The sequence below is a fragment of the Rhizobium sp. G187 genome, from assembly GCF_051549525.1.
Taxonomy (GTDB): Bacteria; Pseudomonadota; Alphaproteobacteria; order Rhizobiales; family Rhizobiaceae; genus Allorhizobium.
Window position 1 is genome coordinate 350,762 of sequence record NZ_JBPUGM010000004.1, and the last position, 13,645, is coordinate 364,406.

The following is a 13,645-nucleotide window of genomic DNA, read 5'->3' on the forward strand; positions in this document are numbered from 1 at the left end:
TTCAGCGGATTTACCATACCCAAAGGGCGGTGCCTGAGTTGGGCCGCTACCCAATCGCTTCATTCCCGTCACGACCCTGAAAAAGATACCCGGCATTTTCGTTTCGTCAACACCACTACCCAGCTGCTTTAGCCGGCTACCACTCATTGCGGCCGTTGCATCAGGGACCCCAAGAGTTCCGGTCGGTGAAACGCTAAAAAACCACGCATCGGAAACGGACTGTACTCGGAAATATTGGCTTGAACCAGATTAGCTTAGTTCGTAGCTTCAACTTGCTGGCCCATCCCGCCCTTCTCTTCGGATGTGGCCCGCGTGCTAGCCTGCCAGCGAAGCAATAGAGCTCGCGCCCTTGGTGCGAGCTCTTCTTTACTGCGAAGCAACCGTTTCGCTATCTCGGCAGATTCAGGTTTCCGGCGGGCTCGTGATCCCACCGCATCGATCGGAATAGTAGGGTCCGCTCTCTTACGAATACCAGTCCAGCAAGCCATCCAGACCCGCCCTGCTACTGATCTCAAGGTAGAGCGCCTTTCCAGCGGACAGGGCCGCCAGGTCCTTGCGATTGAGATCGGCGCACAGTTTTGGGGCAACGGATATGACGCCCGGAATAGAGGCCGAGAGCGGCGGCTCGATCCAGAGCTTCACCCGCTTCATGTTTCCCGAGTAGACATCCAGCGCGAGAAGCTTGCCAGCGGATGTCTTGAAAGCCATGACCTTCATATTCTCAAGGCCGGACCTGTCACCATTCGGAACCTTGTTGATGGTTTCGCCGAGTCGCGACACTAGAACAGGCAGCGCGTCGAGCACACGAAACGTCATTCCGCAGCCTCCCGCAGGGACTCGGCATCCATCGGTACCAGCGCCTCGGCCAGCAGCGCGTCGAGCAATTTCTTCCGCGTCGCGTCGGCGCTGGTCAGGCTGGTTTCCAACTGATCACAGAGCACCATGAGTTCATCGACCTTGGCGACGATGCGGCGTTGTTCGGCGAGCGGTGGGAGGGGGATAGGAAGCGACAACAGCGTGGTTTGATTGATTTTGGGCATCGTCGCTTGAGCACCAGATGCGTTCTCAGTCAAATATCGACGGCCAGACGGAGATATCGAAGCGAGATGCACATATGACAGAGCAACATCGTCAGATACGCGCACTTTGATAATCAGATCAGGAAACAGGAACGTTTGGGGCGGGCCGTGATAAATGGCAGCCATTCCAACATACTCTGGAGTGTTTCCACGCTGAAAAAGAAGGTCTCCATCAGACAGCCAGAAATCGGATTCTGGCGAGAAGTTTCCTTCTACGCACTTAAAGTGAGCAGCGTTAAATTTCCCGCTCGTGGTCGCTGAGAGCGTGATCGCCTTCGGTGCATCCTCGCGGCTCGTTGGGCGTGGCGAGATGCCGTTCTGCGGGCCGGAAACAACAAGTTGATCGAGGGACGCCCATGTCCATGTCGCCGGTACATCGTATGCGGCTCCGCGCGAATCGATTTTGACAGTTGGCTTTCTATTCCTTGGCTTGCATACCTCGACGCGCCGTAAAAGCTCCGACGCCGGCTCGTCGGCCGGGTCCTGCGACACGAGCTTGCCGCGGACGGCGAGGTTGAGGATGGTCTGGCGCAGCTGCTTGATCTGGTCCGGTCGGGCGGTGAGCGCCGGCAGGGCATCGAGCGCGAAGCGGGCGTCGTTGCGGAAGGTTTCCGGGTCGGGGGTATTGAGGCGGGCAAGGCTTGCCGCCGTCAGCCGGTCCCGTTTCGTCTCCCGCTCCGTTCGCGCCGCTTCCAGCTCGTCGCACAGCGCCATCAGTTCATCGAGCTGCTGTTGAATTACAGGAGGTACCAAGGGAACCGGAACGTCTTCTATGCGACCGAGAGTGAGGGTGACGTTGGCCGTACCTGACATTCTGGAGACAAGAAGCTCTTCCTTGAATGCAGACAGATACTCAAACAGGAAGCGGGCAGAAAAGAGTGCGGGGTCATGAGGCAATACGGCAGCAAGGATAGTCCCGAGCGCAAACTGGCCTTCTTGATAGTGAAGGCGATTAATGCTGGCGTTGCCGTGCCCAGTCGATGAAACCAATGGGATGATGGCTGCCGCACCGTCGAAGTCGTAGTGATCAGCAGTTATCCGCTCAGCAGCGGTGACGACAAGGGGGTAGGGTCCCGGCTTAGCCTGCTGTATACCCGTCTTACCTTTTTCGACCCTGGCGATCTGTCCCAGCGAAACAAACTTCGAAGGATCGGAGAAATCATCGGGCAATTGATCATGGGTGATGGCGACGATAGGCTTCTGTTTGGTCAGAATTCGCTGGGAGATGAGCCTGCGTTTCACATCATCAAGCAACGCGAGGATTTCCTCGCGGCCAATCGATGCATCTGTTTCGTTAAGCCGTCCGGATATAGCCAGTGCCACTACGATCTTGCGCAATTGCAGAACGTGGACAGGATTGTCGCTAATCGCTGCAGATAGGGCATTCAAAAGTGAGGCGTTCATCGGGCCAGCGCCTCGGCCAGAATGCTCTTCAGCTGGTCGCGCAGCCGTGCCGCATTGGCCTCGGCAGCCATCAACTCTTCCAGCAGTTCTTCCGGATCGCCATGATCATCGGTCACAGTGTGCGGGTTTTTGAAATCCAGATTGTAGCCCCGCGCCTTCACCTCCTCCAAGGTCACGCGCCAGGCCTGCGGGCCTTCTTCACGGCCCTTCCGCTCCTGGCCGCCCCACCAGTCGACGCAATCCCGCAGATGCTCCTGCCGGATGGGCTTGGTCATGGAATAGGCCTTCTGGCCCTCCGGCACGCGGTGTTCCCAATACCAGATGTCCTTGGTCGGCGCGCCCTTTTCGAAAAACAGCAGGTTGGTACCGATCGAGGCATAGGGCTTGAAGACCGAATTGGGCAGGCGCACGATGGTGTGGAGATTGCACTCCTCCAGCAGATGCTCCTTCAGCCTTGTCTTGATGCCCTCGCCGAACAATGAGCCATCCGGCAGGACCACGGCGGCGCGGCCGCCATCCTTCAACAGACGCACGATCAGCGCCAGAAATAGGTCTGCGGTTTCCTTGGTGCGGAAGGTCGGGAAGTTGTTTTCGATGCCGTCTTCCTCACGCCCACCAAAGGGCGGGTTGGTGAGCACGATTTCGACGCGCTCATCCTTGCCCCAGGAGATCAGCGGGCGGGCGAGCGTGTTATCGTGGCGCACGAAGCTCGGGTCCTCGATGCCGTGCAGCAGCATGTTGGTGACACAGAGCATATGCGGCAGCGGCTTCTTTTCCACGGCGCGCAAACCGGCCTGCATCTTCTCGCGGCTCTCCGGCGTGCGCACATGGTTCTTCTCCATGTGGCGGATGGCGCAGGTCAGGAAGCCACCGGTGCCGCAGGCAGGGTCGAACAGGGTTTCGCCAGGTTTCGGGTCGATGCGCTCCACCATGAAGGAGGTCAGCGCGCGCGGGGTGTAGTATTCCCCCGCATTGCCGGCCGATTGCAGGTCGTTCAAAATCTGTTCGTAGATTTCGCCAAAATGCTGGCGTTCCGTCAGGCTGTTGAAATCCACATCGCTGATCTTGTTGACCACCTGGCGGATCAGCTGGCCAGATTTCATGTAGTTATAGGCATCCTCGAAGAGATCGCGCACCACACGGCGGCGGTCTCCGGCTTGAGCCGAGGCCGGCAGGCCCTTCAAGGCGGGGAAAAGCTCGTTGTTGACGAAGTTCAGCAGCGCCTCGCCGGTGATGCCTTCTGGGTCCGCCGCCCAGTTGCGCCATTGGAATTTTTCGGGGATTGGCGAGACATAATTGTCGTGCGTCAGCTCCAGTTCCTGGTCCTGATCGTCCATGATCTTCAGGAAAAACATCCAGCAGAGCTGGCTGATGCGCTGGGCATCGCCATCGACGCCGGCATCCTGGCGCATGATATCCTGGATGGATTTGACGGTGTTACGGACTGACATGATGCTGCTTCATTCTGTTAGTGGCTGCGTGGTGCACTCGGGAGGGTCTAACCTCACGAGGCATCCTCGTAAATTGCGTTCTGCATCGCATGGACCGCTTGTTCAAAAGCGGCTTTGCCACCAAAGGCGCGGACAAGTTCGATGGCGGTACCGAGCGTGTTGGCCGGCGGTATCTTGAGTACGTTGGTATCGTCGAGGTTCAAAACGCCCTCATCGGCATACTTGGATAAGAGCACATCCAGCACGGCCCGTGCCTTGCCCTCGTATCGGGCAAAGACGTCGCGCTTCTTCACGTTGTCGGCACGCTCCTGCCGCGTCAGCGGCTTTCGGTCGAAGGCAATGTGGCAGACTAGATCAAAGGGATCGAGGTCAATACCGAGCTCTTTGGCGATCACATCCAGCGGCAGGCCCTCTGCCGCCAGTTCCTTGACCAAGGCGTCCTTGCGCTCCTCCGATTTCCAACGCTTCAGGAAATCATCGAGACTGGCGAAATGGCGAAGCAGCGCTGCCTTGGTGAAATCGCGCAGGCTTTCGGTGACGAGCTTGCCATTGGCATCGAGATATTCGACACGCTCGGCGATAACCTTTGCGCTGATGCCATCGACATAGACTTTCTTCTGACGTTCGCCGCCGCCGGGCGGGAAGGTCACCTCCTCGCCACCAGTGGTCGGCGGCTCTGCCGTATATTCGTCCTGCTCATTGTCTTCGAAGGCGAGCGGCTCACCATCTGGCGGCGTGATGGGATCGTCCTCGCCCGCCACATAAATCTGCACCGGATCACCATCGAATTCGGGATCGGCGAAGTGGTTCGTCGCGCCTCGGAAATCCATGAGGGTGAAGTAGAATTTCTGCGTATCCTCATGCACGCGCGTGCCGCGGCCAACGATCTGCTTGAACTCGGTCATGGAGCCGACGGGGCGATCCAACACGATGAGGCGGCAGGTCTGGGCATCGACGCCGGTGGAGAGCAGCCGCGAAGTGGTGACAATCACCGGGTAGCGCGATTCCGGATCGATGAAGTTGCCGATCTGCGCCTGGCCGAGCGTGTCGCTTCCGGTGATTCGCATGACATAACGGGGGTTCTCGTCGCACAGGTCCTTGTTGTCGTTGATGAGCGCCTGACGCATGCGGGCCGCGTGTTCCTCGTCAACGCAAAAGACGATGGTCTTCTGGTAGCGGTCGCCGCTCTCCTTGAGAAACTCGGTCACCTTGGCGGACACCAGCTTGGTGCGGTCATCCAGAACCAGAGTGCGGTCGAAATCCTTGGCGTTGTAGATTCGGTCTTCAACTTCCTCGCCGTCGCGGTCCAGCTGGCCTTTTTCCGGGCGATAGCCTTCGACATCACGGTCGATGTGGACCTTGATCACCTTGTAGGGTGCAAGGAAACCGTCGCTGATGCCCTGCTTCAGGGAGTAGGTGAATACCGGTTCGTCGAAATAGGCGGTGTTGGACACGTACTCGGTTTCCTTCGGCGTCGCCGTCAAACCGATCTGGCTCGCAGCGGAGAAATATTCGAGGATTTCTCGCCAAGCGGAATCTTCGGCCGCGCTGCCGCGATGACATTCGTCGATGACAATCAGGTCGAAGAAGTCAGGCGAGAACTCACGGAAAAGTTTCTGGCGTTCGTCGGGACCGGTGATGGCCTGATAGAGCCCAAGATAGATTTCGAACGAGGTGTCGATGCGGCGTTTGCGATCCAGCGCCAGCGGCACAGACTCTTCGGTTCCATCGGGGCGTTCGATCGTCTTTGACTTGGTAGAAAGCTTGGCCATTGCGCCGCCGAAGGGGCGGAAATCGTTGACCATGGTCTGGTCGATCAGCACGTTGCGATCAGCCAGGAATAGGATGCGCTTTTTGCGCTTGGCCTTCCACAGACGCCAGATGATCTGGAATGCGGTGTAGGTCTTGCCCGTACCGGTGGCCATGACCAGCAGGACGCGATCCTGCCCCTTGGCGATGGCCTCAATGGCAGCGTTGACGGCGTTTACCTGATAATAGCGCGGGGCCTTGCCGCTGCCATCATCGTAATAGTCCTGGAGCACCAAGGCTTCAGCAGAGGTATCCAGGCCCTTCCATTGGCTGTAAAGCCGCCAAAGGTCATCCGGAGATGGGAACTGGTCGAGGCGGAGGTTTTCCTCCTTCACGTCCCTCAGGCCGGTACGATCGTGAAACACGAAGCCGTCGCCATTCGAGGCAAAGACGAAGGGGATCGCCAGCGTCTCGGCATAGTCCAGCCCCTGTTGCAGTCCATCGCCGACCGCATGAGTGTTGTCCTTCGCCTCGATGAGCGCGATCGGGATATTGGGCTTGTAATAGAGGACGACGTCGGCCTTTTTCGCATTGCCGCGGGCGACGAGCTTGCCACGCACAGTGATGCGGCCTTTTGTGAAGAAGACCTCTTCCCGGACCTGCAACATCATATCCCAGCCGGCCTGTTTGACGGCCGGCAAGATGAACTTCGTGCAGATATCGCGTTCCGTCAAAGAGCGCTTGTCCATCCCGCTGCATTTCTCCCTGATGCACCCTTGGCAAGACCGCCATTAGAATAGAGTCTTCACAGCAGATGCAACCCAAGGGCAACCTTGCATCCCACACATGCGGGAGCCCAACCACTTGCAAAATCGGCAGGCAGGAGAGCAAAAAACAGTAAAAAGCAATCGCGCCAGGCTTGCGGATGCGAACCCAAATGCCTAGCTCTCAAAGCCAAGGTGTCGGTTCGATCGAAAAATTGGAGAATCCAGCACTGAATTGCAAAAAGTGGGCCGAAAGGTGGGCCTGCGACCAAAACGCGACCAAAAAACCCAACAAAGACAACAGTGGATGGCGGAGAGGGTGGGATTCGAACCCACGATACCCTTGCGAGTATGCCGCATTTCGAGTGCGGTGCTTTCGACCACTCAGCCACCTCTCCGGTCACATTGGTCGGCGCACGGTGGCGCGGGCTGTCTCATAGCGGCAAGTCACCCCCCACGCAAGAGCGAATGTGACGGTTTTGTCCGCTTTTATCTTGACACCCAGAAGGGGCTCACGTATGCGACCCTCGACTTAAAGTGTGCAGAAATGTGCCTTGTGGTCTTCGCGATCCGCGAAGTGAACCGGCGGGATGAAAGTTCCGCTCCTCCGACTGGCAAAAAGACGGCCCCTCTTTGAGGAGAGCCGGAACGAACATGAAAGGTTAAAAAATGTTCGCAGTCATCAAGACCGGCGGTAAACAGTACCGCGTCAATGCCAACGACGTGCTGACCATCGAAAAGCTGGAAGCCGAAGCTGGTGCGACCATCGAATTCACCGAGATCCTCATGGTCGGCGTCGGCGCAGACGCAACCATCGGCGCGCCCTTCGTGGCTGGCGCCAAGGTCACGGCAGAAGTTGTCGAGCAGACCCGCGGCAAGAAGGTCATCGCCTTCAAGAAGCGTCGTCGTCAGAACTCCAAGCGTTCGCGCGGCCATCGTCAGCACCACACCGTGGTGCGCATCACCGATATCGTCGCAGCCTGAAACGCTGATAACTAGGTTTAAAGGAGCAATCCAATGGCACACAAAAAAGCTGGCGGTTCTTCGCGTAACGGTCGCGATTCCAATTCCAAGCGCCTTGGCGTGAAGAAGTTCGGCGGCGAAGCCGTCATTCCAGGCAACATTATCGTTCGTCAGCGCGGCACGCAGTGGCATCCCGACGCCAATGTCGGCATGGGCAAGGATCACACCGTATTTGCGCTCATCGAAGGCAATGTCGCGTACCGTACCAAGGCCAACGGCAAGGTATACGTGTCCGTAATGCCGAAAGCCGAAGCAGCAGAATAAAGCCGGTAGCGTTTAACAAACAGCCGGTGTCTCATTGACCCGGCTGAGCGCGCAAGGTTCAGTTTCAAGAAAACGGGGGAGATGGGACACCATCTCCCCCTTTTTCTTTTCCAACCAAGGAGACTGAACCATGGAAAGCTTATTGATGAGGGAGGACCAATTCCGGTCCCCCGAAGAGCGGCCAAGGCCCGATCGGACCAGGACCGATTGCCCTGTCTTGTTGTCACAAAGGCTCGTTCTGCGCGCCCCGCACATCGAAGACATTGACGCCCTTGCCCATCTCGCCAACAATGCCGCGATCGCCACCATGGTGGCCCGCATGCCGCATCCCTACACGGCAAAAGACGCGGCCGACTTCGTGCGACGCACGAATATCGGCGAGATCGGCAAGTGCGTCTATGCCATCACGAAAGCGGAAAACGGCGAATTTCTCGGTTGCTGCGCGCTGGAGCCCAATCCCGTCGACGATACCACGCTCGAACTCGGCTATTGGCTGGGCGAGCCTTACTGGAACAAGGGTTATGCCACCGAGGCGGCGCATGCGCTGATCGACATGGCCTTTCGCACCCGCGAATGGGTGTCCCGCATCGATGCAAGGTGCCGCGTCACCAACATCGCCTCGCGCCGGGTCATCCAGAAGTCGGGCTTCCAGTTCCAGGGCACCGGCATGGTCGGCAACCTCGCCATGGGCGGCACGGTCCCGGTGGAATGGTACAGGCTGGATCGCAAGACCTGGCTGTCCTTGAAGAGCTGGGGGGAGATGCGGTGAGCGCACTTGTTGCCGAACGGCAGGCCACGCGGCCTGTCACACCCGGACCCTGCCCCATGATCGAGGCAACCCGGCTCGTTCTTCGGCCCCACCGCATGGCGGATGCGCCGGCCATTGCCGCCTCACTTGGCGATTTCGCCGTGGCGCGCATGCTGACAAGGGTCCCTGTGCCTTATGATGGCGAGGATGCCCGCGACTGGCTGAACATGGCAACGTCAGGCCTCAAGCCCGACTGGCATCTGGCCGTCACACTCGATGACGTCCATGTCGGTGTCGTCTCGCTCGAACTCAGACACGGGCTCTGGCACCTCGGCTATTGGCTGAACCGATTCTACTGGGGCAAGGGGCTGATGGGCGAGGCAGTCGAGCTCACACTCGAGCGCTTCTTTCGGCGTATGCCGCAGGTGGAAATTGCCGGCGGCGCCTTTGCCGACAATGCCGCGTCGCTGCGCCTGCTCTCAAGGCGCGGCTTTCGCACGACCGGAATGACGCAAGTCTATTCGGTTGCCCGCAACGGCATGGTTCCGCTCGTCGACATGCGGCTCACCCAGTCGGATTTCAACGGCCGGAGCTGAGGCCCACAAAAGCGGGATCTGGGCAAACCTTGCCCGGATCCATCAAGCAAGCTCGATCCAGACCGGAAAATGGTCGGAGCCGAGTGCCGACAGATCCACCCGCGCGGCCTTCAATCTTGGGGCAAGGCCGCCACTCAGGAAACAATAATCGAGATGCATGCGCCGCGCTCCATCCTCGCTGATCCAGCTATAGCCGTCTGCCGGCCGGCCGATCCGCGCCTCGGCATCGATTGCAAAGCCGGTACGTGCCACGCGGCCGTAATAGGCATCCTTGCGCCCGGCCATCGTAAGATATTCCGCGCTCTCCGGCTCCATGTTGAAATCGCCCATGATCACGAAGTCCGCCGGCAGCGGCGGATCGGGCAGGTCAAACTCATTGATCCCGGTCAGCGCCCCGCCCTCTTCGAGATAGCGGAAGGCGCGTTCCTTGAGAAAGGCAATCTGCGCGATCCGCTCGTCGGGAGAGATGTGGTCGAGATGCACGGAGTAAACGCGCAGCGCCTCCCCTTGCCCCTCCCCCGGCACCTCGATCACCGCCTCCAGCGCCGAACGCTGCAGGTTGAGCCGGTCATAGGTGCGCATGCGCGGCAAGAGCAGGTTGCGCGTGGCCCTGATCGGAAAACGCGACAGCACCATATTGCCGAACTGGAAGCGCCGTTCGATGCGACGCCCATCGACCATCTGATGGTCGACGAGAACATCGCAGCCCGGCCCGAAAGCGCAAGAGTAATCCGGGAAGGCCGCCGAAAACACCGCGACGAGATCGGCGTGACCATTGCGCGAAAAGCCACGGGTGACCTCCTGAAGCGCGATCACATCGGCACCAGAAAGGCTGGCTGCAATCCGATCCGGGTCAAAACGCCCGTCCTGGCCGATGCCATACTGGATGTTGTAGCTGACGAACTTCACGATACTCTTTGACCTCCGCGCCCTGCGGCGATAACGATGGCCGCGATCCGAGCGGAAAAACGCAACCGACACAAGACGGCAGTACGATGAAATTTCTCGATGAAGCAAAAGTATACATTCGTTCCGGCGACGGCGGTGGCGGTGCTGTGTCGTTCCGGCGTGAAAAGTTCATCGAATTCGGCGGACCTGACGGTGGCGATGGCGGTCGCGGTGGCGATGTCTGGGTAGAAGCCGTCAATGGCTTGAACACGCTGATCGACTTCCGCTTCCAGCAGCATTTCAAGGCCAAGACCGGCACGCACGGCATGGGCCGCAACCGCACCGGCGCCAATGGCGACGACGTGACCCTCAAGGTTCCGGTCGGCACGCAGATTTTCGAGGAAGACAACGAGACCCTGATCGTAGACCTCACCGTCGAAGGCCAGCGCTTCCGCATCGCCAAGGGCGGCAATGGCGGCTTCGGCAATGCCCACTTCAAGACCGCGACCAACCAGGCGCCGGATTGGGCCAATCCTGGCCTTGAAGGCGAAGAAAAGACCGTCTGGCTGCGCCTGAAGCTGATTGCCGATGCCGGTCTCGTTGGCCTGCCCAATGCCGGCAAGTCGACTTTCCTCGCCGCCGTGACCCGCGCCCGGCCGAAAATCGCCAACTATCCCTTCACCACGCTCCATCCGAACCTCGGCGTTGCCACCATTGACGAGCGCGAATTCATCCTGGCCGACATTCCGGGCCTGATCGAAGGCGCCCATGAAGGTGTCGGCATCGGCGACCGCTTCCTCGGCCATGTCGAGCGCACCCGCGTGCTTTTGCATCTCGTTTCCGCCCAGGAAGAAGAAGTCGGCAAGGCGTACAAGACCGTGCGTCGCGAACTCGACGCCTATGGCGGCGGCCTGGATGACAAGCCGGAGATCGTGGCGCTGTCGCAGATCGACGTGCTCGACGCGGCAGAACTGAAGAAGAAGGCGGCGGAACTGAAAAAGGCCTGCGGCCAGACGCCCCTCCTGCTCTCGGCCATCACCGGCAAGGGCATGACGGATGCGCTGCGTGCGCTGCGCGACATCATTGTCGCGGCCCAGGGCAACCAGCCCCTGCCGGAAAAGCGCGAGAAGAACCGCCGCAACCGCGACGGCGATGGCAATCTTGAAGCCGGCCTCGACGGAGAAGGCGACGACTGATGACGACCCGGCTCCGCTCGCTCTCCCGCGTCAAGCGCGTCGTCATCAAGATCGGCTCCGCCCTGCTGGTCGATCGCGGTTCCGGCATCAAGTCGGAGTGGCTCGATGCGATCTCGGATGACATCGCCGCCTTGAAAGCCCGTGGGACCGACGTTCTCGTCGTCTCCTCGGGCGCCATCGCGCTTGGCCGCACCGTGCTCGACATGCCCAAAGGCGCCTTGAAGCTCGAGGAAAGCCAGGCTTGCGCCGCTGTCGGCCAGATTGCGCTTGCCCGTCACTGGGCAGAAAGCCTCTCGCGCCATCAGATCGTGGCCGGCCAGATCCTGCTGACGCTCGGCGATACCGAGGAGCGCCGGCGCTACCTCAACGCCCGTGCCACCCTCAACCAGCTTCTGAAGATCGGCGCCGTGCCGATCATCAACGAGAACGATACGGTGGCTACCACCGAAATCCGCTATGGCGACAATGATCGCCTGGCCGCCCGCGTGGCCACCATGGCCGGCGCTGATCTGCTGGTGCTGCTCTCGGATATCGACGGTCTTTACACGGCCCCGCCGCATCTCGATCCGGAGGCCCGTTTCCTCGACACGATTGCCGAGATCACGCCTGATATCGAAGCCATGGCGGGTGGTGCGGCCTCGGAACTGTCGCGCGGCGGCATGCGCACCAAGATCGATGCCGGCAAGATCGCGACCAGCGCCGGCTGTGCGATGATCATTGCGTCGGGCAAGACGATGAACCCTCTCGCCGCCATCGAAGGCGGCGCGCGCCATTCCTGGTTCGCCGCGTCGAAATCGCCGGTCACCGCCCGCAAGACCTGGATTGCCGGACAGCTCCAGCCGGCCGGCACGATTGAGGTCGACGCTGGCGCGGAAGGCGCATTGAAATCCGGCAAGAGCCTGTTGCCCGCCGGCGTTCGCACGGTTTCTGGCAATTTCCATCGCGGCGACACGGTTTCGATCCTCGGGTCCAGTGGCCGCGAGATCGCCCGCGGACTTGCCGGCTATGATGCCGAAGAGGCCCGGCGCATCTGCGGGCGCAAGTCGAAGGAGATCGAAGAGATCCTCGGCTATGCCGGTCGCGCCGCCATGATCCACCGTGATGATCTCGTCATGACCGAACTTGGCCAGCGCGATGCAGCTGCCGCCGAAGACCGGAAGGATGCCGCCCATGCTTGATAGCGTTTCCAATGACAATTCGATGGAAGCCGTGATGCTCGACATCGGGCGTCGCGCCCGCCGCGCCGCCCGACCGCTGGCGACCGCCTCGACATCAGCCAAGAACAAGGCGTTGAATGCCATGGCGGATGCGCTGCTCGCAGCCGAAGCCGAGATCCTCGCAGCCAATGCCACCGACCTCAAAAACGCCGCCGAAACCGGTGTCGCCGCCTCCTTTATTGACCGCCTGACGCTGAACAGCGAACGCATTGCCGGCATCGCCCGTTCGCTGCGCGAAATCGCCGATCTGCCGGATCCGGTCGGATCGCTGATTGCCGAATGGGATCGTCCGAACGGGCTGCATATCGAGCGCGTCCGCACCCCGCTTGGCGTCATCGGCGTCATCTATGAAAGCCGCCCCAATGTAACCGCCGATGCCGGTGCCCTCTGCCTGAAGGCCGGCAATGCCGTCATCCTGCGCGGCGGCTCCGACAGCGTCCATTCCTCACGCGCCATCCATGCCTGCCTGGTGAAGGGGCTTGAGGCTGCGGGCCTGCCGGGCGATGCGATCCAGCTGGTGCCGGTGACGGACCGCGCCGCCGTCGGCTATCTGCTCTCCGGTCTCAATGGCGCCGTCGATGTCATCGTGCCGCGTGGCGGCAAGAGCCTTGTCGCCCGCGTCCAGCAGGAAGCGCGCGTCCCGGTCTTTGCCCATCTCGAAGGCCTCTGCCACGTGTATGTTGATGCCTCGGCCGATCTCGACATGGCCGTCAAGATCACCGTCAACGCCAAGATGCGCCGCACCGGCATCTGCGGCTCTGCCGAAACCCTGCTCATTGATCGCGCTGCAGCCGACACGCATCTGAAGCCGATCCTCGACGCGCTTGCCGCCAAAGGCTGCGAGATCCGCGCCTCCGAGGCCGTCTTGGCACGCGTGGGTGGCCTCACGCCCGCAACCGACGCCGACTGGACAACCGAATATCTCGACGCGATCATCTCGGTCGATCTGGTTGACGGCATCGACGGCGCCATAGAACACATAGCCCGCTATTCGTCGAACCACACGGAAGCGGTCATCGCCGAAGATCCTGCCGTGGTCGAACGCTTCTTCAACGAGATCGATTCCGCCATTCTGCTGCACAATGCCTCGACCCAGTTTGCCGATGGCGGCGAGTTCGGCATGGGCGGCGAAATCGGCATTGCGACCGGCAAGATGCATGCCCGCGGCCCTGTTGGCGTCGAGCAGCTGACCTCGTTCAAATACCGCGTCCGCGGCACCGGCCAGGTCCGTCCCTGACGTGGAGGAACCCGCCATCGCGCACCGCC

The 13,645-nt window shown here is 60.3% G+C and carries 12 protein-coding genes and 1 tRNA gene; 7 read left to right on the forward strand and 6 right to left on the reverse strand.

All coding sequences use genetic code 11. From position 1 onward, the window contains the following. Positions 1–462: 462 nt before the first annotated feature. The 5 genes from ACSV9I_RS14130 to ACSV9I_RS14150 form a co-directional block, all read right to left on the reverse strand. Positions 463–816 carry a hypothetical protein gene (locus ACSV9I_RS14130; protein WP_438329457.1) on the reverse strand — a complete coding sequence of 118 codons (354 nt, stop codon included), beginning with the start codon at positions 814–816 and terminating at the stop codon, positions 463–465. After that, entirely contained in the window at positions 813–2,483 is a 1,671-nt protein-coding gene (locus tag ACSV9I_RS14135) for a restriction endonuclease subunit S (RefSeq protein ID WP_438329458.1), read from the reverse strand. Before ACSV9I_RS14135 ends, ACSV9I_RS14130 begins: the two co-directional genes overlap by 4 nt. Then, a complete protein-coding gene (locus tag ACSV9I_RS14140) occupies positions 2,480–3,934 on the reverse strand; it encodes an N-6 DNA methylase (RefSeq protein WP_438329460.1) in 1,455 nt (484 codons plus the stop codon). Before ACSV9I_RS14140 ends, ACSV9I_RS14135 begins: the two co-directional genes overlap by 4 nt. Before the next feature lie 53 nt (positions 3,935–3,987). Next, on the reverse strand, positions 3,988–6,432 hold the full coding sequence (gene hsdR / locus ACSV9I_RS14145; protein WP_438329462.1) for an EcoAI/FtnUII family type I restriction enzme subunit R: 2,445 nt from the start codon (positions 6,430–6,432) through the stop codon (positions 3,988–3,990). Between the two features lie 323 nt (positions 6,433–6,755). Then, positions 6,756–6,845: transfer RNA gene (locus ACSV9I_RS14150), tRNA-Ser, on the reverse strand. 271 nt (positions 6,846–7,116) lie between these two features. Here ACSV9I_RS14150 and rplU point away from each other — a divergent pair. The 4 genes from rplU (at position 7,117) to ACSV9I_RS14170 (ending at position 9,078) form a co-directional block, all read left to right on the forward strand. Further along, positions 7,117–7,431, forward strand: a complete 315-nt coding sequence (gene rplU, locus ACSV9I_RS14155) for a 50S ribosomal protein L21 (RefSeq protein WP_054158047.1) — start codon at positions 7,117–7,119, stop codon at positions 7,429–7,431. Between the two features lie 33 nt (positions 7,432–7,464). After that, positions 7,465–7,734 carry a 50S ribosomal protein L27 gene (rpmA, locus tag ACSV9I_RS14160; protein WP_054158048.1) on the forward strand — a complete coding sequence of 90 codons (270 nt, stop codon included), beginning with the start codon at positions 7,465–7,467 and terminating at the stop codon, positions 7,732–7,734. A gap of 130 nt (positions 7,735–7,864) precedes the next feature. Beyond that, a complete protein-coding gene (locus ACSV9I_RS14165) occupies positions 7,865–8,503 on the forward strand; it encodes a GNAT family N-acetyltransferase (protein ID WP_438329463.1) in 639 nt (212 codons plus the stop codon). Continuing rightward, complete coding sequence (locus ACSV9I_RS14170; RefSeq protein ID WP_438329465.1) at positions 8,500–9,078, forward strand: GNAT family N-acetyltransferase; 579 nt, start codon at positions 8,500–8,502, stop codon at positions 9,076–9,078. Before ACSV9I_RS14165 ends, ACSV9I_RS14170 begins: the two co-directional genes overlap by 4 nt. Before the next feature lie 42 nt (positions 9,079–9,120). Here ACSV9I_RS14170 and ACSV9I_RS14175 read toward each other — a convergent pair whose 3' ends face one another. Then, positions 9,121–9,987, reverse strand: coding sequence for an endonuclease/exonuclease/phosphatase family protein (locus ACSV9I_RS14175; RefSeq protein WP_438329466.1), 867 nt, complete (start codon positions 9,985–9,987; stop codon positions 9,121–9,123). Positions 9,988–10,073: 86 nt separating this feature from the next. Between ACSV9I_RS14175 and obgE the strand changes: the two genes are divergently transcribed. Genes obgE through ACSV9I_RS14190 form a run of 3 tightly spaced genes read left to right on the forward strand, consistent with a single transcriptional unit; the run spans position 10,074 to position 13,616 of the window. Next, positions 10,074–11,162, forward strand: a complete 1,089-nt coding sequence (obgE, locus tag ACSV9I_RS14180; protein WP_054158052.1) for a GTPase ObgE — start codon at positions 10,074–10,076, stop codon at positions 11,160–11,162. Next, positions 11,162–12,340, forward strand: coding sequence for a glutamate 5-kinase (gene proB / locus ACSV9I_RS14185; protein ID WP_054158053.1), 1,179 nt, complete (start codon positions 11,162–11,164; stop codon positions 12,338–12,340). Before obgE ends, proB begins: the two co-directional genes overlap by 1 nt. Further along, positions 12,333–13,616, forward strand: coding sequence for a glutamate-5-semialdehyde dehydrogenase (locus tag ACSV9I_RS14190; protein ID WP_438329468.1), 1,284 nt, complete (start codon positions 12,333–12,335; stop codon positions 13,614–13,616). Before proB ends, ACSV9I_RS14190 begins: the two co-directional genes overlap by 8 nt. Positions 13,617–13,645 lie beyond the last annotated feature (29 nt).